Below are 24,367 nucleotides of genomic sequence, written 5' to 3'. Positions count from 1 at the left end.
ATCTATAAACAAAAAATACAACCTCAATATCCTGATAAACAATAAAATTTTACAAAGTTAGTGGGAATATTGGATTTGATAAAAATCCTTTCCATAGATCTACTAGAGATAGATAACCTCCCATATTACGTTCCCATGTATTTTCAAATCAATGTATATAATAGTTGTATTGATTTATAGGGATATAAAAAAGGTGGTTACTTCTTATAACTATGAAATAATTGATTATAGTGTCAAACCACCTATCAAATGAAAAGATTAAAAGACGAAGTATACGCATAACGCTTAAAATTATGATGAAAAAGAGAAGCGTGAAAGCTGGATCAAAAGAAGAAACGCAAGATTCTAAATTGGTATCAACCAAGTGATAGGTTGATGATACAAGAAAATATTATCGGAACATATTTAAAACCACCTACTGGCATTAACTAACAACAAAGGATTTTGACATGCTTCCACCACAATTAATAGAATTAATCAAAAGATTTGAAGGGCTAAGGTTAAAAGCGTATAAGTGCTCTGCTAGCGTATGGACAATTGGTTATGGACATACCGGATCTAATGTTACAGAAGGCTTAGAGATAACACAAGAACAAGCAGAAGAGATCTTGCTTAAAGATATACAAGAACGTTTAGATCAAGTTTTAAAAGTTTCTCCTATTATTGAAACATTAGATGATGATAAAATATCAGCAATTGTAGATTTTGTATTTAATCTTGGTATTGGTAACTACCGTCGTAGTACTTTTAGGCAAAGAGTAGATGAAGAAAATTGGGAAGAAGCAGCTAAAGAATGCAAAAAATGGAATAAAGCTGGCGGAAAAGTATTGAGAGGACTGGTGTTAAGAAGAGAAGCAGAAGCAGAGTTATTATTGGCTGATGCTAAAAAAAAAAAGATTCTGTGATGGGTCTTCTAGTAGGAGCAATCATTGATTTTATTAGAAATCTCAAGAACAAATATTGTAGATAATCATCTTGTTAAAGTTTTTATCCGTAAATACATCAACGTATAAAAGACTTTTCTTCTTTCTATTTCACAACACAAACTTATACTATTTATGACAAATACCCCTTCCTTTAAGTAAATTTGGCTTATAGCAAATCAAAGGCAAATAAAGTGATTTTAATTAAAAACAATATATACAATAAATCAAATGTTTATATTAGATGATTATTAAGAAATTAGTTAAGTTAAAACAAAGAAAAATAATCAAGTATTGCACTATGTAGATAGTTTCGAAAAATGCTTTATAATATAATTATAAATCATTATTTATATATATTGCTCGATAAACATCTCTATATAAATATATATCAAAAGTTCAAGTTCATCATTGATTTTACAGTAAATTATCGTTTTTAATGACTATTTTATCTTGTTAAAGTCAAATAACATCATTATGCAGTTTTGGATAGATTTAAGTAGTGCAAGACGATTTGCACGAATTTCTTGATTGTCTATATTTACAAGCACTTTTTCAAAAAAAACTTCAATAGGCTTATGAAGAGAAAAAAGAATATCACCTATATTATAATAGTTTCTTTTATTTGTTATATCCTTAATATCTTCATTGACAATTGATAGAATGTTATAAAGCTCTTGCTCAGGCTCTAAACTAAACTTCTTAGGATCAATATAATCTAATATATCTTGTCCTTTTCTTTCTTCTGATGCAATAATATTAAAAATACGTTTTGCAGATAATAAAAATTTTTTACCCTTATCACTTTCTATGAAGTCATTTAAATGACTAATTAAATCAACTATGATCAAAATATTATAATTATCAGGAAGAAATATCGCTTCTATAAGATCATAACAAATTCCAATATCACGCAGGTGCAACTTGAGACGATCATGTAAAAACAAAATAAGATATTGATCTTCTATAAATTCAGATAGTGAAATATGAACTTTGTTTTCTAATATAATACGGATAATACCAATAGCTGTCCGACGCAGTGCATATGGATCTTTTGATCCGCTAGGTTTTTCATTAATAGCCCAGAAATTGACAAGAATATCTATTTTATCAGCCAATGCCAATGTGATTGAGACCTTATCTTTACAAATATTTTCTAATGGACCACGCGGTTTTAGATGTTCCTCAATAGCAATAACTACAGATTCATCTTCACCCTGTAAAGCAGCATATTCCGACCCTATTTTCCCTTGTAATTCCGGGAACTCTCTTACAATCTCCGTACAAAGATCTGCCTTAGCCAATACTGCTGCACGATCTACTAAGTCAACATCTGCACCTGTAAAGCGAGATATGTCTTTTGCTAATAATCTAATACGTGATATTCTATCTCCTTGTGTTCCTATTTTAGCATGAAAAACTACATTTAAAGTATCAAGTTTAGCCATACGCTGATCAAGAGGCTTAGAAAGGTCAAGATTAAATTTAATAGCAGACTTCTCTAAAGAAGGAATATTCTGCAAATCTTCTTGATCACGACGCCAAAAATGTAACGCATCTGCAAGACGAGCGGCTATAACCCTACTATTACCCTGAATAATAGCCAATCCACCATCATACGCCTGAATATTTGCGACAAGTATAAAATGATTAGATAATTTTCCTTGATGATTACGCGTAACAAAACATTTCTGATGTGTTTTAATAGTCAATCGAATTAATTCTTCTGGAAGACAAAGGTATTTTTCATCAAAAGAACCAATCAGAACATGCACCCACTCTACAAGACCAACTACTTCTTCTAATAGATCATTGTCTTCTACAAGTTCTAATCCAGAAGCAAGTACTAATTGATTGATATCATTTATAATTATATCTCGACGACGTTTAGGATCCAATAGTACTTTTGCTTTTTCTAATCCTTGAACATAATCATCTAAACATCTAACTTTTATTGGCTGAGGTGAATGAAAACGATGTCCATAAGTAATATCGCCAAAAGGTATGTTCTCCAAATTAGCATTAATAATTTTTCTTTCACCATTCTCAAAAGTAAGAATACAAATAATAGACTGTAATGGCCTTATCCAAGATAAATAATTTTTAGAAGAGTTCATAGTACCCCAACGCATCGATTTTGGCCAATGCAATTTACGTACAGCTAAAGGAACGATTTCTTCTAGAATTTCTTCTGCTAAACGACCTTTTTTTTTGATTTTTGCTAGGTAAAAATCACCTTTTTTAGAATCCGTCTTAACTTCACATTCAGAAATTGTTTGTAAATTTGTAGAGCGTAAAAAACCATCTATTGCTCTTTTATCTGAATTTACTCTGGGACCTAATCTTTCTTCATTTTTATCAGGAGATGATTTTGCTATACCATTTATATAAATAGATAAACGACGTGGTGTCCAATATCTACGTATACCCACATACATTAATCCTGATTCAATTAAATAACCTATTATCAGGTCACCTAAATCCTTCGTAGCCTTGCATTGCATACGTGCAGGAATTTCTTCAGAATAAATTTCAAGTAAAAAATCAGGCATAAATCATTTCCATCACCATCAGCATATATTAAATATATTTACTAAAAACTTATATATAACTTTTTATTAATGTAAAAATCCAAACACAAAAAAGAAGAACAACTATTTTATATGGAATATATGCAAAAATAGCAAAACTATTCCTAACACGTAAAACATATAAATTATGTTTCCTAATCATTATAGTTTTTATATAGGTCCCCATAAATCAAGCATATCAAGGTATTTGATACACAAAAGATAAATTACATTATATAAAATCGGGTATAAAATTATCCCTATCACCTATTTTAATCATCATATGGTGCCCGATGAGGGACTCGAACCCCCATGCTTTCGCGCTTGGACCTAAACCAAGTGTGTCTACCATTTCCACCAACCGGGCATAATTTATAAGGTATAGTTACTAACAGTATTTTTATACCAATAGGCATCACCAAATAATATTGAAATACATATCAAAAAATCTATCAATTAAATACGATAATTAATATAATTTCCTATATGAAATGAAAGAAATATACTAAAACAAGCGAATTTTAAAATTGGATTATTAATTTGTCAACTTATACAATAAAAAACATACATTTAATACATATAAATAAACTTGATTAAGTTATATTAAATATATAATTAAAATTAAATCTTAGTATATTTTCAATATGATAACACTATTTTAGAGTGTATCATACTTAAATATTCCATCAACACAGACGGAAAATTGATAATCACAGTTTATTATTAATCATACCAAATATTATAAATGTGCTTATTACTAATATACAATATGTATTAAATTAATATATAAAAAATATTTTTAGCTATTCTTAGATGATTTAAGACAAATCTTATACAGTAAAAAATGATTATAGTATATATTATTATATTTAATATAAATCGAGCATATAGATTTATTATATTTTAAATTATCATTTAATAAAATAATTAATTTAAAATAAATTAATTATTAAAAATACTTTATTAGTAATAAATTAGTAATAAATATTACATAACATTATAATAATAACTTCAAATATACAATATAAATCACGAAAATAGCAGAAATTTTAATCATAAAAAGGATAAATTTTTATAGTATAATACATATATACTATAATTTGTGTCCTAATATATATGTTTATAATATCAAAAACTCAATTACTAACGTTAGATATTAGGGACTATATGTATACATTCAATAAAAATATTTCATTAGATAAAATAAGCATTTTCCTTAAAAATAAATGCGGTTTATTTAAAATTATAAGCGTATTTATAATAATGTCTATTTTTTTTCTAACTGCTTTTGTTATAGATCTTTCACGAGTCTACCAAATTAAAAGTGATATTCAAGAATCTATAGATAATTCTATTGTCGCTGGATCTTCCTCAATGGTAATTAACAATGAATTAGACAAAAAAAAAACTGAAGATATATTAAGGAAAGCTGCAGGATTCCATATATCAAGAGTATTACCTTCTAACGATGCAAAAAAAATTGCAGAAAATGCAAACATAGACATTAAGGTACATAGAATTAATCCTGCTCACTATACAATACAAATAAAATCAGAATATCAATTACAGGGAAAAGATTTAATCTTAGGATCAATTATAACAAAAAATATACCTAAAATATCATGCATTAGTAGTGGAGTTATTAAGCAAGCCTCTAAAAGAAAGGGAGTTTCAATACAAATGGTTCTTGACTTCTCTGGTTCTATGATAGGGAGGATGAAACAAGATGTTATTGATAGCAATAAACAAAAAAAATCTTTTAGCCTTAAAAGATTTTTAAGTATTAGCCATAAAACTACAAAAGTAGAGACTTTAAAAGTTGCAGCCAATGATTTTGTTGAAACAATTAAAGTATCAACGATGGATAAAAAATTATCAGCACGTATAGGAATAATCCCTTATAGTGGCTTAGTAATAAGACAAAACACTGTAGCTATATCAAGTAGTTTTGATTATATTAAAAGTAAAATTGATAAAATGACGGTAGACCAATTCCCAGGCACAGATTCATCTAAAGCTATGGCAGAAGCCTATGACAGTTTATCAGATTATAATAGAGAATTAATTGCTCATAATCTAATAGAAAAAGATAGATTGAAAAGATATATCATATTTATGACAGATGGTGTCAATGAACATTTTAACAATGCAATTACAACAAAAGAAATAGATGATATGACTTTACATATATGTAATAAGGCAAAAGAAGGCCAAAATGGTATGGAGATTTATACTATATCTGTAGATGCTAATAAAAAAGCAGAAGAATATCTTTTGAAAAAATGCGCCTCTTCTGAAAATCATTTCTATGCTGTAAAAAACACTGAGGGATTAATTAATTGCTTTAAAAATATCGCAACAAAGATACAAGAAAAACATGTAAGAATTGCTCCCGATATAAATATAGAAAGAAGATAAGATGAACAATTAAGAGATATTAATCATTAAAAAAATAAATAATGGCCTAATTATTAAGATGTAGAATTATCTATCTCAATTAATGTGTGGTATAAAAGACAGTTGTATCGAATATTATTTATCTATAACTTATAAAATAAGAAAAGCAAATAATATGAAATTCATTGAATACTTCAACCTCACCAGATGTATAACACGATGTAAGAGCTCTGTTGCTAACTATTATTATTTTATTGAACTCAAAAAGTGATAATGATAATGCTTCTATTATAATAATGCATATTTTGAATTTTTTTATTGATCTTATTGTTGCTCTCTAGCTTGTGGTGATGCTCCTATAATAAGCAATATCCTAAACAATGGACATATGTCATGTCTATCCAGAAATATATGATTAATTCTTAAATAAGGATAAAATTCCTATCAAAAATATTATAACTGATAATGTTTAACTTACTTAAGTTTATTAACAATAACATGCCTAATTTGATTATAATATTAATGATTCATAACTCTTTTATCTTGCTTATACCGCTTATATCTATGTTTCAATCCCATGAATAACGTAATGAAAATGACTACTTCCCTCCTTTTATTAAAAAGGCAATAGAAATTGATAATTATCGATGTTTTAAATAATTCACCTTCTATACTGCATAATTTTATCCATATAAAAAATCCTATAATGCAAGATTATAATATATTGAGTAAAAAACGATAAGAAAAGCGAAGTCTTTTTAGAAATAATTCTCTCATAATAATAAATACTACTTTGAATAAAACATGCTATCAGCAATTTTTATCATGAAATTTTTCTACAAGATCAGCACGTTTAAGTTCTACTGATTGACCACATCCACAAGCAGATATTTGATTTGGATTACGAAAAACAAAACCAGAACATAACTTCGTATTTTCAAAATCAATCTCCATACCAATAATATAAAGAAGTGCCACTGGATCAATCCATATTTTTGCTCCATCTTTCTCTACTAAATCATCTTCTTTAGAATGATCAAAAACCAAATCAACAGTATATTCAAAACCAGCACATCCAGCTTTTTTAAGAGAAATACGAATACCTTTTGCATTTTTGCCTGAACTTTTAACAATATCTTTAACTCTAGATACTGCAGCTTCAGTAATATTTACTACATCACCTATCATTTTTTTAATCTATCCCATGAGATTTAAATGCTTTATATATCAATTTTATTGCTTAAAATTAGATTAATCGGGCAGATATAATGACATAAAAATCTTTTTATGTCATCAATAATAATAACCTGTCGCAATTCTCGCCTCTTCCGACATAAGATCAGCAGACCAAGGAGGATCAAAAGTTAACTCAACTTCTACTCCCATTATACCTGGAACCGCACTAACAGCATCTTCAATCCACTTAGGCATATCTCCTGCTACAGGACAACCAGGAGCAGTAAGAGTCATCAAAATTTTAACAATATAATCATCCTCAATATCAATTTTATAAATAAGGCCAAGCTCAAATATATCGCAAGGTATTTCAGGATCATATACCGTCTTTAAAGCAGAGATGATATCAGATGAAATACGCTCTAGATCATCTGCTGGAATAGAAGATTTTTTTATATTTTTATGATCAATAGTCTTCTCATCATAAACCATTTATATAACCTTAAGAAAAAAATTTATGAGCACTTTTTAAAGCCTCAACAAATTTATCAGCTTCCTCTCGAGTATTATACATTGCAAGAGAAGCACGACATAGATACTTAACTCCTAAAAATTGCAATAGACAATTAGCACAATGCATTCCAGCACGAGTACAAATACCTAAGCCGCTTAAAAAAACTGAAAGATCATATGGAGAGATATTTCCAAGTTGGAATGACATAATAGGAGAATCTTCAGCTGCATCATTTACTAATCTCAAACCATCTACTTCTTTTAAGCGCTGCCTTGTATAACGCGCAAGCTCTCTTTCATAAGAAAAAATAGACTCCCGATTAAGTTTTTCCATATAATCAATAGATTTACCAAAAGCAATTGCTTGAGATATTGGCGGCGTTCCTGCTTCAAATCGATAAGGCAAATCAGAATAAGAAACCATATCTTGTGTCAATTCGGAAATCATGCCACCCCCACCCATTAATGGATACATCTCCTCAAGACGATGTTTTTTGCCATATATAATACCTATACCAGAAGGGCCATAAAGCTTATGTCCTGACATCACATACCAATCACAATCTAAATCTTGCACATCAAATGAAATGTGAACGCATCCTTGACTACCATCAACTAAAACTGGAATATTGCGTTCATGCGCGATATGACAAATATCTTTTATCGGAACATGTGTACCTAATACGTTTGACATATGAGTAATTGCAACTAGTTTGGTACGATCAGTTAGACATTTTTTAAATTCATCAATTTGTAAACAACCATTTTCATCAACAGGCACCCATACGAGACGAGCACCATAGCGTTCACGCAAAAAATGCCATGGAACAATATTAGAATTGTGTTCCATAACAGATAAGACAATTTCATCACCTTCACTAATATTATGAGAAGCCCATCCATAAGCCACAATATTAATCGCTTCAGTAGAAGATTTTGTAAAAATTATCTCTGTTTTAGAAGAAGCATTCATAAAATCACATATTTTACTACGAGCATTCTCGTATGCGAAAGTTACTTTATCTGACATAAAATAAGATCCGCGATGTATATTTGAGTATTCATAACTATAAGTATGAACCATAGAATCAATTACATCCTTAGGTTTTTGAGCAGATGAAGCATTATCGAAATATATTAGGGACTTATCCTTATAAAGACGAGATAATATAGGGAAATCTCTTCTAACAGAATATACATCAAAAGTCATAAAACATCCTCATATGATCTAAAGTTAATATTCATCCAGGACAATAATATTTCTTCTAAATGTTTTTCCAATAATTCATCATTTAAATCTTCTATAATCTCAGATATAAAAGCATGAGAAAGCATAATATAGGCTTTGCTTTTTGAAATTCCACGAGACATAAGATAATATAAATGGTCATGATTAATATCATAAATAGTGGCACCATGACCACATTGCACGTCATCTGCAAAAATTTCTAACTGCGGTTTTACAGAAAAACTTCCCTTATCAGATAATAAAATAGTATTAGAAAGCATACGCGCATCACTTCCTTGAGCTTCAGGAGATACACGTATCATTCCCTGGAAAACACCTTTAGCTTTTTCTAAAACAATATTACGAACTATAGCTGTAGAACTAGTATTCGGAACTTTATGGCTTAAAAACATAGATAAGTCGTTGTGGGTTGATCCTTTTAATAAACTAATTCCCCTTAACATAAAATCGGCATTTTCACCTTCAACTGCAACAGATAACTCCCTTCTAACAAGCCCCTCTCCAGTATTTACAACAAAAATTTTTAATGAGGAACCTCCTTCTAAGACAATACGAGTTTGCCCTAAATGTATATCTGATACTCCTTGATCTTGAAAAATAATCCAGACAACTTTTGCACCACTACAAACCCTTATATCTGAAATAGAAGATATTAATGAAGAAGTATCTTTGGGTGATATATAACGCTCAATAACCGTTGACGTAGACCCAACTCCAAAATGAATTGGATAACGAAGATGCATTTGACCGCCGTATTGCACAGCTTGCAATTCAATTGGAACGTCTAAATGACATCCATCAGGAATAATCAACTTATAACCGTCTTGAACTAAAAGCGAATTTATATAACCAATAGCATCATGTTTATCAATGGGATCTAAACAAAGATACTCTGCATCTTCATTAGCTATAATTTGAGAAAAAGGAACTAATTTAACTCCTTTTTTTTCTAAAAAAGAATAAACAGAATTTCCACTCCCAACAAGCAATCTTATACTTTCATCGACAAGGCATTTAAAATCTCTTTTAAAGAAGTTAGATCTATCTTCATCGGAAGAAGGAAATGTTTTTAAAAGATTTTTTAAATCTGTATAATGCCAATCTTCAATTCTGCGAGTTGGAAAAAGGCCTTGAGCACTAAAATCACGCAATAAACTTTTACGGAAATCAGCAACTGATCTATTTTTATAATTCTTTTTACAAACCGAATCACATGCTTGAAGAAATATGCTTTCTGCTTTTGTTAAATTCTCCACATCTATTCCTTTTTTATTTATTGCGAAGAAAATTCTTTAATTAATCTAGCATAACCATTCTTTTCAAGATCAATTGCAATGTCCATATCCCCAGTTTGGACAATTCTTCCATTATAAAGAACATGTACAGTATCTGGCTTTATATAATTCAAAAGTCGTTGATAGTGTGTAATAATTAGGAAGGAACGATCTTTAGAACGAAAATAATTAACCCCATTAGCAGCAACCTTTAAAGCATCAATATCAAGACCTGAATCCGTCTCATCAAGAACGCATAAACTAGGCTCCAAAAGACGCATCTGCAAAATCTCAGCTATTTTCTTTTCACCCCCAGAAAAACCCACATTTAACGTACGTTTTAACATATCCATGCCAATACCCAAATCTTCGGCAATTTCTCTAACTTTTCGTATAAAATCTGGTGTCAATATCTCTTCTTTATTACATGCTTTTCTCTGTTCATTTAATGCAGTTTTTAAAAAGTTCATCGTAACAACTCCTGGTATTTCTACCGGATATTGAAAAGCAAGGAAAATGCCTTTTGATGCTCTATCTGCAATATCACAATCTAAAATACTCTCTCCTCTATAAAGAATATCACCAGATGTAACTATATAATCCTTATGGCCCGACAAAATATAAGAAAGAGTAGACTTCCCAGATCCATTTGGACCCATAATTGCAGCTATTTCGCCTGTCTCTATCTTTAAATCAAGACCTTTAATAATTTCAGTATCGCTATCTATTATTTTAGCATGAAGGCCCTTTATTTCAAGCATAATATATTTCCATTTAAACAAGTCATAAAATAATAAACATCAAGTATGAATAAAAAGATTTATCCAACTGATCCCTCTAAAGAAATACCGATCAATTTCTGTGCTTCTACAGCAAACTCCATAGGTAATTTTTGCAATACTTCTTTCACGAATCCATTGACAATCAGAGCAATAGCAGCCTCCTCAGGAATACCTCTCTGCAAACAATAAAATAAATGTTCATCAGATATTTTAGAAGTTGTTGCCTCATGTTCTAAATTACAAGAAGAATTTTTTGACTCAATATAAGGAATTGTATGGGCCCCGCAATTATTGCCAATCAATAAACTATCGCATTGTGTAAAATTACGAGAATTAGCAGCATTACGATGTATAGAGACTCTACCACGGTACGTGTTATTAGAAAATCCTGCTGAAATACCCTTAGAAATAATCCTACTAGTCGTATTTTTCCCAAGATGTATCATCTTAGTTCCACTATCTATCTGCTGATAACCGTTAGAAATTGCAATTGAATAAAATTCCCCACAAGAATTATCTCCTCGAAGCAAGCAAGAAGGATATTTCCATGTAATAGCTGAACCAGTTTCTATCTGCGTCCAAGATATTTTTGATTTTACACCACGACAATCTCCTCTCTTTGTTACAAAATTATAGATACCGCCTTTCCCTTGCGCATCACCAGGATACCAATTCTGAACTGTAGAATATTTAATTTCAGCATTATCCAATGCAATCAATTCAACAACAGCTGCATGCAACTGATTTTCATCACGCTGTGGTGCTGTACACCCTTCTAAATAAGATACATAAGATCCTTCTTCGGCAATAATCAAAGTACGTTCAAATTGACCTGTTTGCTTTTCGTTTATGCGAAAGTAAGTAGATAATTCCATTGGACATCTAACACCTTTAGGAATATATACGAATGATCCGTCAGTAAATACAGCTGAGTTTAAAGCTGAATAAAAATTATCTGATACAGGCACAACCGAACTTAAATATTTTTTTACAAGATCTGGATATTCAGAAATCGCTTCTGAAATCGACATAAAAATAACACCTGCTTTTTTTAACTCTTTTTTGAAAGTTGTAACGACTGATACTGAATCAAAAACAGCGTCAACCGCAACTTGAGAATTCTGTACTCCTGCTAAAATTTCTTGTTCACGCAAAGGAATTCCTAATTTCTCATATGTCCTGAGCAAATCTGCATCAACTTCATCAAGAGATTTCGGGCCAACAAAATTTTTAGGAGCAGCGTAATAATACAGATCTTCAAAATCAATAGGAGGATACTTAACACTAGACCAAGAAGGCTCTTTCATTTCAAGCCAACGATTATATGCGTTCAATCTCCACTCCAACATCCATTCTGGCTCATGTTTCTTTGCAGAAATAAATCTAATTATTTCCTCGTTGAGACCCTTAGATGACTTTTCGACTTCAATATCTGTCTCAAAACCATATTTATACTGGTCCACATCAACTTTGCTAACTCTATTGATTGTTTCTTGTACTGCTGCCACAATAACACCTAAATTTACCAAAAATACATTAAACTAGACTCTACACTTAATTACTTGTTCAATCAACTAGCTAAACATTATTTGATCCTTAATTAGTATTAAATAACAAAATATAGATTATTTTCTATCTAAAAAATCACTTTCATCATAACATTATAAAAACAATATAAAATAAATTGCCAAAAACCTATTCTGAAAACAGGATATTTTATTTTAATATTATAATCAAATGCTTTAAGAAGCAACTTTTAGATGAAAAATATAAAATATAATAGATATAAATTGATATATATATGGAGTTAATGATGGTAATTTTATGAATTAAAATCATAAATATTTTTTTGATTTTAGTGGCAAAAAAAACAGTATAAAAATATGAAAAGAGCCTATAATATAGGGATGTAATTTCCACTTTATTTATTAAGTTAAGGCATATTAAAACAACAGTACTGGCTAACTTGATTAAAAGTAGGTAAAAGTAGTTTTTCTTTCACTTTCATTTAATTGATCAACGGCAATGACTTTTTTTAGGCTTAAAGTCTGATCATCATCTAAAAATATATTTCCCCATATACTCAAAGAATAGTTATTTGAACATCAATAATGGATTATAATAAATATAGTTATAACTCTAAGTCAAAAAACAATTAACACTTGTTTTATGAAATTAAGAATATAAAACGGGTTAAGAATCAAAAATAAGAAAAAAATTATTCTTAAGACTTATGAACTAAAATCAAGATGGAACGCTATTACAAATAAGCAATGTTTATTATTAAATTGCTAATGATGAGGAAGCATCCTCTAAGATAAAATATAGATAAGAAATGCAAAAAAATTTATCTAAATATCAATAAATTAGAATGGAGAAGATATCACAAGTAAAAAAATTTAGACATCCAGCCATATTAATAGGCCTTGGATACAGATCGTTACATTAAATAGAATCTAGTATTTATAGCATTAAAGAGAAAATTTTAATCTATATATTATATACATATCGCCAAATATTATATAAATATAGCCAATTTATAAAAACATTTATAAGAATTTAAACAGCAATATATTTATTATTAAAATAAAAAAACGAAAATAATAGATAGTATTAAAATAACTGTGACCTTAATGAGGTTACTTGAAATTACATCAATTGGCAAAGCTTAAATTAAACCTCAACAATTTAGTATATGAAGATATTGCATATAAATCATATTTTATTGTCACCTAATTTCTATGCAACTTATCTTTATAAACTCTTTCAAGATATTATTTATATAAGTGTTATATGATACATATCAAAGGCTTATATCTATAGTAGTTACAAAAAATTATATAGCAACATATAAAAATAAAATTTATAAGTTCTAAATTCTTCTTTTTAATTATAAACATCAACGGTTGATATATGCAATTTTTTACAGTAATTCTAATCTCATTTCTTTAATTCGACTGACGACGTAAAAAAGCAGGTATCTCTAGTATATCATCTTCAGAATTAACATTAAATTTCGAATTTACATTAGTATTAATATCATAATTTTTTAAAGGAGAAGCATCATTATTCTCATTTTTTAAGGAAGAAATATTAGCATCTTTATTAGAAGGATCAATTTTAACACTTGCAGGAATATCTTCACGTGAACCAAAAGAATTAGCAATACGTTTGAATAACGCTTTTATCCCACCAATACTTTCCTCAGGCTTTTTCAACTTATTTAAATCCCCTACTGTTTGCACTTTTGAGATGTGATAATGTGGGCTTGATGATTCCGGTATGATATCTCGATGAATAAAATATTCTTCATCTAAATGATTTTCAGAGATATTCGATTTATCATCTTCAAAGTGATCTGTTGTATCCAAGATATTTACAGATGTTTTTTGAGAAGAAACACCAAAAATATTTGATCTTTGTAAATGATCAATATTTAAATCATCCTCAATATCATTATCTTCTTTATCTTTATGCAAATGACGATCTATACCTGTAGCCACTACAGAGACACGAACTACTCCTTCAAGAGCCTCATCAAAAGTTGCACCAAGAATAATATTTGCATCGGAATCAACCTCTTCTCGAATACGAGTAGCAGCCTCATCTACTTCAAATAAAGTAAGATCGCTTCCTCCAGTAATTGAGATCAATAATCCTTGAGATCCTTTCATTGAAGCCTCATCAAGCAATGGATTAGCAACAGCAGCTTCAGCAGCTTGCATACCACGTCCAGGACCAGAAGCTTCTCCTGTTCCCATCATAGCACGACCCATATTGCGCATTACGGAACGAACATCAGCAAAATCAAGATTAATCAATCCTTCCTTAATCATGAGATCTGTTATACAAGAAACACCAGAATAAAGAACCTGATCAGCCATAGAGAAAGCATCTGCAAACGTTGTTTTATCATTGGCTATACGAAATAAATTCTGATTAGGAATTACAATCAGAGTATCAACTGTTTTTTGCAAAGATTCTATACCAGATTCCGCTATACGCATACGTCTAGAACCTTCAAAATGAAAAGGTTTAGTCACTACACCAACTGTTAAAATACCTTTTTCACGTGCTATTCCTGCAATAATTGGCGCAGCTCCAGTTCCTGTACCGCCACCCATTCCAGCAGTAATAAAACACATATGTACATTTTCTAAACTACTACTAATTTCATCAACACATTCTTCAGCTGCAGCACGACCAACTTCTGGATGAGATCCGGCTCCAAGTCCTTCTGTTACACCAATTCCAAGTTGAATCATTTTATCAGCTTTAGACATAGTCAATGCTTGTGCATCAGTATTTGCTACAATAAAATCTACACCCTCAAGACCTGAAGAGACCATGTTATTGACAGCGTTTCCTCCACCGCCACCTACACCAAATACAGTTATGCGAGGCCTCAACTCAGTTATATCCTTTGAGCTTTTTACTGACATGACATCCTCTCCTTATCCATAATATTAGATATTATAAACTCTAAAATAATTTATTTTCCTACTTAAGAAATCTTCTGTAACCATCGACCTAAAAATGAAATCCTATCTCTTTTCAATTCATGCAAATAAGAAGAATCTCCCATCGAATCCATATCTTTTGCAGACAACTGAGAATAAACCATTAAACCTATCGCAGTTGAAAACGATGTCCCCTTTGCATAAAACGGCAAGCCAGAAACTCCCATAGGCCTTCCTATTCGCACATTAGAAGATAACATTCTTCTAATCATCTCCTGTAATCCAGTCAATTGACTGCCTCCTCCCGTAATAATCAAACGCTTATTAGCAAGCGAACCAAATCCTGCTTTATAAATACGATCCGACAAAATCTCTAATATTTCCTCAATACGTGCACGCACAATATGTGAAACCATCGCTCTAGAAACTTGAATTTTATTCTCTTGTTCAAAATCACCAACAGATGTAACAGATAAAATCTCATATTCATCGACAATACTGGAAATAACATTAGCGTGAATTACCTTAAGACGCTCAGCATCATCAAAAGATATAGATAATCCACGCGCTAAATCATTAGTAACATGACATCCACCTATAGTAATCATATCAGTATATACTAATTTTTCTTGATCAAAAACTGATATTTTAGTGGTACCTCCACCCATATCAATAACTATACAACCAAGCTTCATTTCATCATCTACAATAGAAGCCAAACCGCTAGCATAAGTCGTCGCAACAATAGCATCAACAGAAAGATGTGCTCGATTAATTGCTATCTCAACATTTTTGACAGCATTTTTTTCAACTGTAATAAAATGAACATCCATACCTAATTTTGAGCCAAACATTGATATAGGAGATTGAATGCCTGATTTTTCATCCATCGAATAATTTGTAACCACAGAGTGTAATATAGTGCGATCTTCTTCACATGAATATTTTTGAGAAACTCTTATAAGAGATTGAATATCATCTCTCCTAACTGCTCGACCTCCTATGTTAATATCTACGGAATGAGTAATAGAATTTAACCTACCGAATGAAATATTAACAATTATACTATCAATTGTTAAGCCAGCCATACGTTCAGCAGAATCTACAACCTGACGTATAACAGCTTCTAAAGCATCAATGTTAACTATTACACCCATTTTTACACCACGTGACTTTTGATATCCAACACCGATAATCTCAATACGATGTGTTCTGCCAGGCAAAACATCAGAGTGATCCATAGGTATAAGCTTACCAATCATACATACAATCTTTGTTGAACCAATATCTAATACAGAAATGATATACGTACGTTTAGGAGATAAACACTTATTATACTGTAAGCTAATAGGCGCAAGAATATTCATTATCCTCTTCTTCTATCCAATATTTTTTTACGAAATTCAGCAAGAGCTTGATGATCTCTCAAAGATTCAATTGTGAGACGAATAGCAATTCTATCAGGCAATCTCATATCAATTACAGAAATATCTTTATCCAAAATTTTATACTTATCTTGCAAATTAATCAGCCTAAGCAATGCATCATTAAATCCTTCTTCGGGAAATTTTACTATCATTCCATTTTCGAGATGCAAGTCCCAACGTCTTTCTGCAACCCAAATATAAGCCCTAACTAATTTGCTAAGTTTAGAAAATTCTTTTATCTTTTCAAAAGATTTAATCTCTTTATTCGCACCATGCCCTATTAACTTAGGTAAATTAGAAAATTTAACATCATCAAATGGTTTAATAATATCACCGTTCTTATCTATGAGAAACAAGTTAGAATCAGTTTGCCATATCACATACGGAAAACGCTCCATAATACGAATTTCAATAGTATCAGGATAAACCCTTCTTATTGCAGCTTGTAAAACCCATGGCAATTCCAACAAATTTTTCTGAACTATAACTGCATCAAAAGATATTAATGACTTATATCTATTTAGATCTAAACTTCGTATAATATCCAATTCAGTTGTTTCAACATTTCCTACAATCCTTACTTTATCAATTGAAAAACAAGTTATTGATTCTAATAGATTAACGATAAAATTCTTATTATCACTAACCAAAATTCCATAAATTCCAACAGTTGAAAATAAAAATATAGTAAAAATAATTTCAACATAAGGAGGAAATATTTTATCTAGGAATAAACAAAATTTCAGGAAACTTTTCATTTGTTCTAATCCAAAATAAATATAAAACAAACTAAAAAACATTCCGATATAAGAAAAGAATAGTACTCTACCATTTCCCCGATCATCCCTAATATTTAACGCAAGCATGAAGCATCCTCCAGCATCCAAGACAAAAGATCCTCAAAAGAATATCCAGCATAAGCAGCCATTTCTGGGAACAAAGATGTTTGCGTCATTCCTGGCTGAGAATTAATCTCTAGCCAAAAAATTTTATTTAAAACATTATCAAAAATAAAATCTGATCTACTTATACCACGACAACCAATAGATTTATGGGCCATCATAGATAATTTTTGTATTTCGAAATAAACCTCTGAAGAAATTCTTGCAGGCAAAACATGGGAAGATCCCGACAGTGAATATTTGGCATTATAATTGTAAAAATTAGATTTTTCTACAATAATTTCAGTAACATCAAGCGCCTTTTCTCCCATAATCCCACATGTCAACTCAATGCCGTTAATATATTTTTCAATAAGTAATTGATCACCATAATTCCAAGACGATGATCTCAGCAAATCCAAGGGAATAGGATCGCCTTCCTTAACAAGTATAACACCTATAGAAGAACCACCTTTTAAAGGTTTAATAATATAAGGTGGAGGCATAATATGTTTTTCATCAATAGTTAAACGATCAATTTGAACTGAAGGACAAACTGGAACGCCTACACTACTTACAATTTCCTTAGCACGTAACTTATCCATCGATAAAGCTGATGCTAAAACACCTGAATGGGTATAAGGAATTTCCAAATGTTCAAGTATAGCCTGAATAATACCACCTTCTCCAAAACCTCCGTGCAAAACATTTAAAGCAACATCTGGTTTTAGATCAGAAAGAACAGATACGATTGAACGATCTACATCAACCTGACTTACTTTAAGTCCCTTAGTCTCTAATGCAATAGCACAAGCTTTGCCAGAAGATAAGCTTATACTTCTTTCTGAAGAATATCCTCCCATTAAAACAGCTATATGCTTATTCATGACCATAGTTTTATTTGCCGTTAACTAATTTATAACCAAATCTAATAATTTTTTAATAACCAACCCATTTATAAATGAATCAAGGTTAACGAAGCGTTCATTTTTATTAATTTTTTAAAAAATAATATAATATTAAACATAAAACTTATGAAATAATTCTATATTGATCACAACCTTCAGTGTTCAAATTTATAAATATATAAATTATTGCCTTAATATATTGTATTACTGACAAATATTAAATTATTGCCCATAATTAATGTTATAAATATGATATATATATATATATTAACGATCGCTTAATATTTAAACAATGGAAATGATGATATAGTAACGCTGCAATAATAGATAAATATTCATTTGAAATTATTCATCAACCATATGCTTATGAAGTAAAAATATTATACAATATGCTAAAATAATATTATTATCTAAAATAATTAATCTCATAATTACAATATGATATTAATAGAAGAGCTTTTATATAATATATTACATATACTAAAATAAATAAATTAGGCTTAATAATCTGAAAAAGATTAAGAAAAGCGTTCAACAGCCATTTAAAGATAGCAGAAGATTTAAAAAGGACTGCTAAAGGTTGCTAACTACTTCCATTTTCAATGTACTTACCAGTAAAATTACTCATAGAATGCTATAAAGTTATGTATATTAAGTTTTTATGATATTAGCAAAGTGTATAAAGACATAAATTTATAAATTCTTTCGCGCATAAAAAATAGTATTAACGTTTTTTAGTAAAAATATAAACCTTTATTATAACTAACAAAAAATGATATACGATAACGAAAAGCAACTAAATAATAAGTCACTTTAATTATAAAAATAACAAAATAAGTTATTGATTTTAATTATTATTTAAAAACATTAGAATAAGTATAATTTAAAAGATATAAAACATTATATACTGTAAATCATATAAAAACAATGGGGAAGAATTAAAAGTAATAGATAAAAGAAAAATAATTATTAGAACAATGTAAAAAAATATATGAACAATGTTCTAATTTAAGAGATATTATTTTGTAACACTTTAAAAAATCTCATTCATATTACGCAATATTTATTGACATAACATAATCATATTATGAAATCGATATAATTTCATACATGTAGCGAATATATTAATTTGTTTAAAAAATTAGTTCGAAAATTATCAATGTGTATAATATTATGTTTATAGGCATATTTATCTATAAAATACCCCGTTAATTTAAAGGCGTCTTTAAGGGAATTAGCATCTATAATTTGATTATCTTCACATAGAAATGCAGGTAATCTCAATATTTTACGAGCATAAGGTTGTCCTATTGAACGACAAATAGCACATCCAGATTTAGGAGAAACCCAAGCAAGATCCTCACTCACACCTGTAACAGCACATTTTGTTAAATCAAGAGCAAATCCAAGGTTTTTCAAAAGGAGAAGTTCAATTTGCACAAATAACTTACCTAAAATAGCCGCATCAAAATTAAGAGAATTAAAAAATAAATTAATAATTGCATATATCTCTGGACAGGGATCACGCTCAGGCAAAAGTCGCATCAAAATAATTATGGATTGTATTCCATATAAAAAAATAGAAGAATCAAGAAAATTTGTAAAACGCTGCTCGATAATTTCAAGATTAAATGATCCAAGATCTTGGGGCAATCTAGAGTGCCAATTGATCCTTACTAAATTTCCTGCCTGTAATACAGATTTCATACGGCGAGATTGACCATTACGAAGAAAACCTAAATGACGTCCATAATTACAAGTAATAACTTCTAAAATAGTATTCTTCTCACCATAATAACGCATTCCAAGAATTATTGCATCATCTTGCCACTGCAAATCAAAAATTACTCCTCAATATAATATTAAATATTTTATAAATTCACTGTATTTATCTTCGTAATTTTACATTAAAAGCTGTAAACAACTTCACATGATATACTATACATCGCTATTCTATCAACTTAATTAAATGTAATACAATACGTTTTGCTTCTGTAAATTTCTTATCAGTATCTGGTAAAAAACGATCAAAAACAATGCTTTGATCAGGACGAATAATTACTTTTTTATTTTGGAGAGAAATATAATTAAGTAACGCTACTGGATTACTAAATTTATTATCACGGAAATGTACAACTATACCTTTTCTACCTATATCCATTTTTTCAATATTAGCAGTTTTACAAAGTGACTTGAGTATAACTACTTTTAATAGATGAACTACTTCTATTGGCAAAGCCCCAAAACGATCTATCATCTCTGCTTTAAAGTTACTAATATCTTCCTGATCAGCAATATTTCCTAAACGACGATATAGGCTAAGACGCAAACTAACATCAGCAATATAACTTTCTGGTATCAGCACTGATGCTTCTATTAAAATTTGTGGAGACCAATTACTATCAATTAATTCTTCTTGTCCTTTAACTGATAGAATAGTATCTTCCAGCATTTTTTGATATAATTCAAAACCTACTTCTTTAATATGGCCAGACTGTTCTTCTCCTAAAATATTACCTGTTCCACGAATATCAAGATCATGACTAGCTAACTTAAAACCTACCCCAAGTGTATCAAGAGATTGGATAATTCTAAGACGTTTTTGAGCAGATTCTGTTAAAGTTTTATTTTCTGGTATCAAAAATAAAGCAAATGAAGAAATTTTTGAACGACCTACCCTACCACGAAGCTGATATAATTGAGATAATCCAAACATATCGGCCCTGTGTACAATAATTGTATTTGCTGTTGGCAAATCTAATCCAGACTCAATGATTGAAGTGGATAGTAAAATATTATAATGACCATTATAAAAAGAATTCATTGTTTCTTCTAAAACTTTAGAAGGAATTTTTCCATGAACAATAGCGATTTTTAATTCCGGAACTAGCTCTTGTAAGAAATCATAACATTTATCTAAATCTGATAAACGTGGAGATACATAAAAGCTTTGACCACCTCGATAGTGTTCACGCATTAAAGTTTCACGAATTATAAGCGGATCAAAGACTGAAACTGAAATTCGACAAGGAATACGATCAATTGGAGGACTGTTAATCAATGATAATTCACGAACACCAGTTATAGCGAGCTGTAAAGTACGAGGAATCGGTGTAGCAGAAAGAGTTAATACATGAACACCTGGGTTAGTTTCCTTTAACGCTTCTTTATGCTTCACTCCAAAATGCTGTTCCTCATCAATAATAATCAAACCAAGATTAGAAAATTTAATTCGTGGGCTCAATAAAGAATGAGTACCAATAATAATATCAACTTTTCCTTCTGTTATTTCACGCTTATAAACAGATGCTTCTTTTGCTCTAATAAATCTTGAAATACTTACTATACGAACCGCAAAATCTTTGAAACGTTCAGAGAATACACGAAAATGCTGCCGAGCAAGCAAAGTAGTTGGAACTATTACAACAACTTGTAATCCATTCATAACCGCAATAAAAGCAGCACGTAATACAACTTCCGTTTTACCAAAACCTACATCGCCACAAATCAATCTATCCATAGGATGACCACTTGCCAAATCATTAATAATAGCTTCAATTGACTTAGCTTGATCTTCGGTCTCTATATAAGGAAATTTTTGTACAAATTTTGCATAAATATCTTCTGGTACTGTAATAGCAGGAACATTATTAAGGGATCTTTTAGCTGCAATATCAATAAGTTTTTGTGCCAAATCTTTAAGACGCTTCTTTAATTGAGATTTTCGTGTTTGCCAAGAAACACCACCTAATTTATCCAGAACAATATTAGAATTTTCTTCGCTATATCGTGATATAAGATCAATGTTTTCAACGGGCAAAAATAATTTTACATTATCAGCATAATGAAGCTCAAGACAGTCATGTAATGATCCTGCTACATGAATGGTACATAAGCGAATAAATTGCCCTATACCATGCTCTGTATGAACTATAAAGGATCCTTCTTCTATACTTGAAGATTCAAAAAAAGAATTAATAATAGATTTTTTACGATTAGATCGTTTTATAACGCTAGTTCCCAAAAGATCTTTTTCAGTAACAAGAATCATATTTTTTGTTTCAAATCCTTGATCAATAGGAATAACCGTCGCTGCAATTTCACCTTCGGATATATAATATAGATGCTGTAAAGAATTAATAATTTTGATTTTTTTTAATCTATTTTCCTCTAAAATCTGTTTCAAATGTTGCAAAGCCCCCTTTGAAGAAGCCACTAATAGCGTTTTTTTTCCTATTTGATACTTATTATTGATATATCTTATGAAATCATCAAATCTCCCAACATCATAATTTTCGTGTAATTCATTTTTTTGTAAAGAAGATGTAACCCATGATTTTCCTATATTAACATTAAGATTAAAAACACTAGTTTTAGATGTATTGATTTGATTAAAGGCGGAAAAATAAATCAATTTTTTAGAATTTTCCAACATTGAATTAAATTGCTGATAATCAAGGTACAGCATTTCTGGCAAAATTGGCTTATATACAACAGATTTATTCTTATCAGCAAAATAGCTGCATCTAGCTTCGTAATAATCCTGAATCAATTGAGATCGTTTGTAAGCTGCATCCTTGATAATATCATTGGCTACTATATAAAAATCAGCTAAATATGTAAAAACTGTATCTAGATTTTTATGAAATAAAGGAAGCCAATGTTCCATTCCAGGATATCGTCGTCCTTGAGAAATAGATGTATAAAGACTATCTTCCTGATTTACCGCCCCAAAATTTGAAAGATAATTTTCACGGAAACGACTTATATTTTCAGGATTAAGTACAACCTCACTTAAAGTATTAATTTCAATAGAAGAAATTTTTTTAATCGTAAGCTGATTGTCAGGATCAAAAAGACGAATGCCTTCTAGTATATCTCCAAAAAAATCTAAACGTACTGGATTTTTTTCAGACGGAACATAGACATCAATAATACCTCCTCTAACGGCATATTCACCAACTTCATAGACAGTATTTACACGTTGGAATCCATTAATTTCTAATTTATTTATAATATTTGTCATTTCGATCTTATCTCCAGATCGAAGCAAAAACTTATAACTATCAGACATAATTGGATAAATAGAACGCAACATCAAAGCACTAACTGTTGTTAGTATAATGCATGTTTCTTTTTGAGGATTAAAGGAAAGAAAATGTGAAAAACAAGCAAAACGATCTGCCATAATATTAGGAGAAGGTGAAACTCGATCATATGGAAGACAATCCCAAGATGGAAAAATCATAACATTAATTTCAGGATTAATGAATTTAATAATTTCCTTAATTTTTAGCAAAGATCGTTCATCTGAATCGATATATACGACAGACTGACCAGAAATTGCTATTTCTGCAATAACAAAAGCTTCCGAACCAGGAACAACATGAGATATATTTATATTCTTATTATAATCCTTAATAATTTTTGCAATATCAAATCCAGAGTTCATTTAATGTTTTCCAAAAAAACATTGCAATCACGATTAAAAGAATAATAAGCACAAATTTTATTGAAAATTGGTATGCGTAGATCTTCCGGTATCTCTTCTGATCCAGAAATCCATTTAAAAAGACTTCCATCATCTTTCTCAATAATCAATTCAAGCATATCTAGTTCGGCTTCGCTAAGATCTAAAATGTATTTATCCACAAAAGATCCTAAAATAAGATCCATTTCACGAGTTCCTCGTCTCCAACATCGATAAACAATTTTCCGACAACGTAAATTCATGTTTTTTCTTATTAACGCTATATCTATCATATAATGACTCTACTTCATATTAACATATTGCTATAATTTTTATC

The 24,367-nt window shown here is 30.0% G+C and carries 17 protein-coding genes and 1 tRNA gene; 3 read left to right on the top strand and 15 right to left on the bottom strand.

All coding sequences use genetic code 11. The features are described from left to right. Nucleotides 1-230 precede the first annotated feature (230 nt). Together LAM_RS05375 and LAM_RS03060 are read left to right on the top strand one after the other, a co-directional pair. Nucleotides 231-368 (top strand): hypothetical protein, encoded by a 138-nt coding sequence (locus LAM_RS05375; RefSeq protein WP_187287987.1) that lies wholly within the window; start codon nt 231-233, stop codon nt 366-368. A gap of 81 nt (nt 369-449) precedes the next feature. Continuing rightward, a complete protein-coding gene (locus LAM_RS03060) occupies nt 450-905 on the top strand; it encodes a lysozyme (protein WP_007557468.1) in 456 nt (151 codons plus the stop codon). Between the two features lie 461 nt (nt 906-1,366). Here the strand turns inward: LAM_RS03060 and glyS are convergent, their stop codons facing one another. Both glyS and LAM_RS03050 read right to left on the bottom strand, forming a co-directional pair. Beyond that, the gene (gene glyS, locus LAM_RS03055; protein WP_007557467.1) at nt 1,367-3,475 is read right to left on the bottom strand and encodes a glycine--tRNA ligase subunit beta; all 2,109 of its coding nucleotides are present in this window, start codon (nt 3,473-3,475) and stop codon (nt 1,367-1,369) included. 302 nt (nt 3,476-3,777) lie between these two features. Further along, nucleotides 3,778-3,860 (bottom strand) — tRNA-Leu (locus tag LAM_RS03050). Nucleotides 3,861-4,756: 896 nt separating this feature from the next. On the opposite strand from LAM_RS03050, the gene LAM_RS03045 reads away from it, so the two are divergent. Next, nucleotides 4,757-5,911, top strand: a complete 1,155-nt coding sequence (locus tag LAM_RS03045; RefSeq protein ID WP_187287986.1) for a vWA domain-containing protein — start codon at nt 4,757-4,759, stop codon at nt 5,909-5,911. Between the two features lie 789 nt (nt 5,912-6,700). On the opposite strand, the gene sufA is transcribed toward LAM_RS03045, so the two are convergent. The 13 genes from sufA to LAM_RS02980 all read right to left on the bottom strand — a co-directional run bounded on the left by sufA (nt 6,701) and on the right by LAM_RS02980 (nt 24,323). Next, entirely contained in the window at nt 6,701-7,078 is a 378-nt protein-coding gene (gene sufA, locus LAM_RS03040) for a Fe-S cluster assembly scaffold SufA (protein WP_007557492.1), read from the bottom strand. A gap of 105 nt (nt 7,079-7,183) precedes the next feature. Beyond that, nucleotides 7,184-7,558, bottom strand: a complete 375-nt coding sequence (locus tag LAM_RS03035) for an SUF system Fe-S cluster assembly protein (protein WP_007557493.1) — start codon at nt 7,556-7,558, stop codon at nt 7,184-7,186. A gap of 10 nt (nt 7,559-7,568) precedes the next feature. After that, on the bottom strand, nt 7,569-8,789 hold the full coding sequence (locus LAM_RS03030; RefSeq protein WP_007557495.1) for an aminotransferase class V-fold PLP-dependent enzyme: 1,221 nt from the start codon (nt 8,787-8,789) through the stop codon (nt 7,569-7,571). Then, on the bottom strand, nt 8,786-10,084 hold the full coding sequence (gene sufD, locus LAM_RS03025; protein ID WP_007557496.1) for a Fe-S cluster assembly protein SufD: 1,299 nt from the start codon (nt 10,082-10,084) through the stop codon (nt 8,786-8,788). The genes LAM_RS03030 and sufD overlap by 4 nt, the downstream gene beginning before the upstream one ends. A gap of 17 nt (nt 10,085-10,101) precedes the next feature. After that, a complete protein-coding gene (sufC, locus tag LAM_RS03020; RefSeq protein ID WP_007557497.1) occupies nt 10,102-10,863 on the bottom strand; it encodes a Fe-S cluster assembly ATPase SufC in 762 nt (253 codons plus the stop codon). Between the two features lie 59 nt (nt 10,864-10,922). Next, complete coding sequence (gene sufB / locus LAM_RS03015) at nt 10,923-12,392, bottom strand: Fe-S cluster assembly protein SufB (RefSeq protein ID WP_007557498.1); 1,470 nt, start codon at nt 12,390-12,392, stop codon at nt 10,923-10,925. A 1,440-nt stretch (nt 12,393-13,832) separates the two neighbouring features. After that, a complete protein-coding gene (ftsZ, locus tag LAM_RS03010) occupies nt 13,833-15,326 on the bottom strand; it encodes a cell division protein FtsZ (protein WP_007557499.1) in 1,494 nt (497 codons plus the stop codon). Between the two features lie 62 nt (nt 15,327-15,388). Continuing rightward, a complete protein-coding gene (ftsA, locus tag LAM_RS03005; RefSeq protein ID WP_007557500.1) occupies nt 15,389-16,711 on the bottom strand; it encodes a cell division protein FtsA in 1,323 nt (440 codons plus the stop codon). Beyond that, a complete protein-coding gene (locus LAM_RS03000; RefSeq protein WP_007557501.1) occupies nt 16,711-17,637 on the bottom strand; it encodes a cell division protein FtsQ/DivIB in 927 nt (308 codons plus the stop codon). The genes ftsA and LAM_RS03000 overlap by 1 nt, the downstream gene beginning before the upstream one ends. Continuing rightward, nucleotides 17,625-18,545, bottom strand: a complete 921-nt coding sequence (locus tag LAM_RS02995) for a D-alanine--D-alanine ligase (RefSeq protein ID WP_007557502.1) — start codon at nt 18,543-18,545, stop codon at nt 17,625-17,627. The genes LAM_RS03000 and LAM_RS02995 overlap by 13 nt, the downstream gene beginning before the upstream one ends. A gap of 1,119 nt (nt 18,546-19,664) precedes the next feature. Then, nucleotides 19,665-20,396 (bottom strand): DNA repair protein RecO, encoded by a 732-nt coding sequence (recO, locus tag LAM_RS02990; protein WP_007557503.1) that lies wholly within the window; start codon nt 20,394-20,396, stop codon nt 19,665-19,667. 112 nt (nt 20,397-20,508) lie between these two features. Continuing rightward, nucleotides 20,509-24,012, bottom strand: coding sequence for a transcription-repair coupling factor (mfd, locus tag LAM_RS02985; RefSeq protein WP_007557505.1), 3,504 nt, complete (start codon nt 24,010-24,012; stop codon nt 20,509-20,511). After that, the gene (locus LAM_RS02980; protein ID WP_007557506.1) at nt 24,009-24,323 is read right to left on the bottom strand and encodes a succinate dehydrogenase assembly factor 2; all 315 of its coding nucleotides are present in this window, start codon (nt 24,321-24,323) and stop codon (nt 24,009-24,011) included. Before LAM_RS02980 ends, mfd begins: the two co-directional genes overlap by 4 nt. Between the last annotated feature and the right edge of the window lie 44 nt (nt 24,324-24,367).

The sequence above is a fragment of the Candidatus Liberibacter americanus str. Sao Paulo genome (genome assembly GCF_000496595.1).
GTDB classification, from domain to species: domain Bacteria; phylum Pseudomonadota; class Alphaproteobacteria; order Rhizobiales; family Rhizobiaceae; genus Liberibacter; species Liberibacter americanus.
This window is presented reverse-complemented; position numbering and strand designations above follow the sequence as displayed.

Coding starts and splice junctions, on each gene's coding strand:
- LAM_RS03060 (WP_007557468.1), top strand. CDS start 450: ATGCTTCCACCACAATTAATAGAATTAATCAAAAGATTTGAAGGGCTA.
- glyS (WP_007557467.1), bottom strand. CDS start 3,475: ATGCCTGATTTTTTACTTGAAATTTATTCTGAAGAAATTCCTGCACGT.
- LAM_RS03045 (WP_187287986.1), top strand. CDS start 4,757: ATGTCTATTTTTTTTCTAACTGCTTTTGTTATAGATCTTTCACGAGTC.
- sufA (WP_007557492.1), bottom strand. CDS start 7,078: ATGATAGGTGATGTAGTAAATATTACTGAAGCTGCAGTATCTAGAGTT.
- LAM_RS03035 (WP_007557493.1), bottom strand. CDS start 7,558: ATGGTTTATGATGAGAAGACTATTGATCATAAAAATATAAAAAAATCT.
- LAM_RS03030 (WP_007557495.1), bottom strand. CDS start 8,789: ATGACTTTTGATGTATATTCTGTTAGAAGAGATTTCCCTATATTATCT.
- sufC (WP_007557497.1), bottom strand. CDS start 10,863: ATGCTTGAAATAAAGGGCCTTCATGCTAAAATAATAGATAGCGATACT.
- ftsZ (WP_007557499.1), bottom strand. CDS start 15,326: ATGTCAGTAAAAAGCTCAAAGGATATAACTGAGTTGAGGCCTCGCATA.
- ftsA (WP_007557500.1), bottom strand. CDS start 16,711: ATGAATATTCTTGCGCCTATTAGCTTACAGTATAATAAGTGTTTATCT.
- LAM_RS03000 (WP_007557501.1), bottom strand. CDS start 17,637: ATGCTTGCGTTAAATATTAGGGATGATCGGGGAAATGGTAGAGTACTA.
- LAM_RS02995 (WP_007557502.1), bottom strand. CDS start 18,545: ATGGTCATGAATAAGCATATAGCTGTTTTAATGGGAGGATATTCTTCA.
- mfd (WP_007557505.1), bottom strand. CDS start 24,012: ATGAACTCTGGATTTGATATTGCAAAAATTATTAAGGATTATAATAAG.
- LAM_RS02980 (WP_007557506.1), bottom strand. CDS start 24,323: ATGATAGATATAGCGTTAATAAGAAAAAACATGAATTTACGTTGTCGG.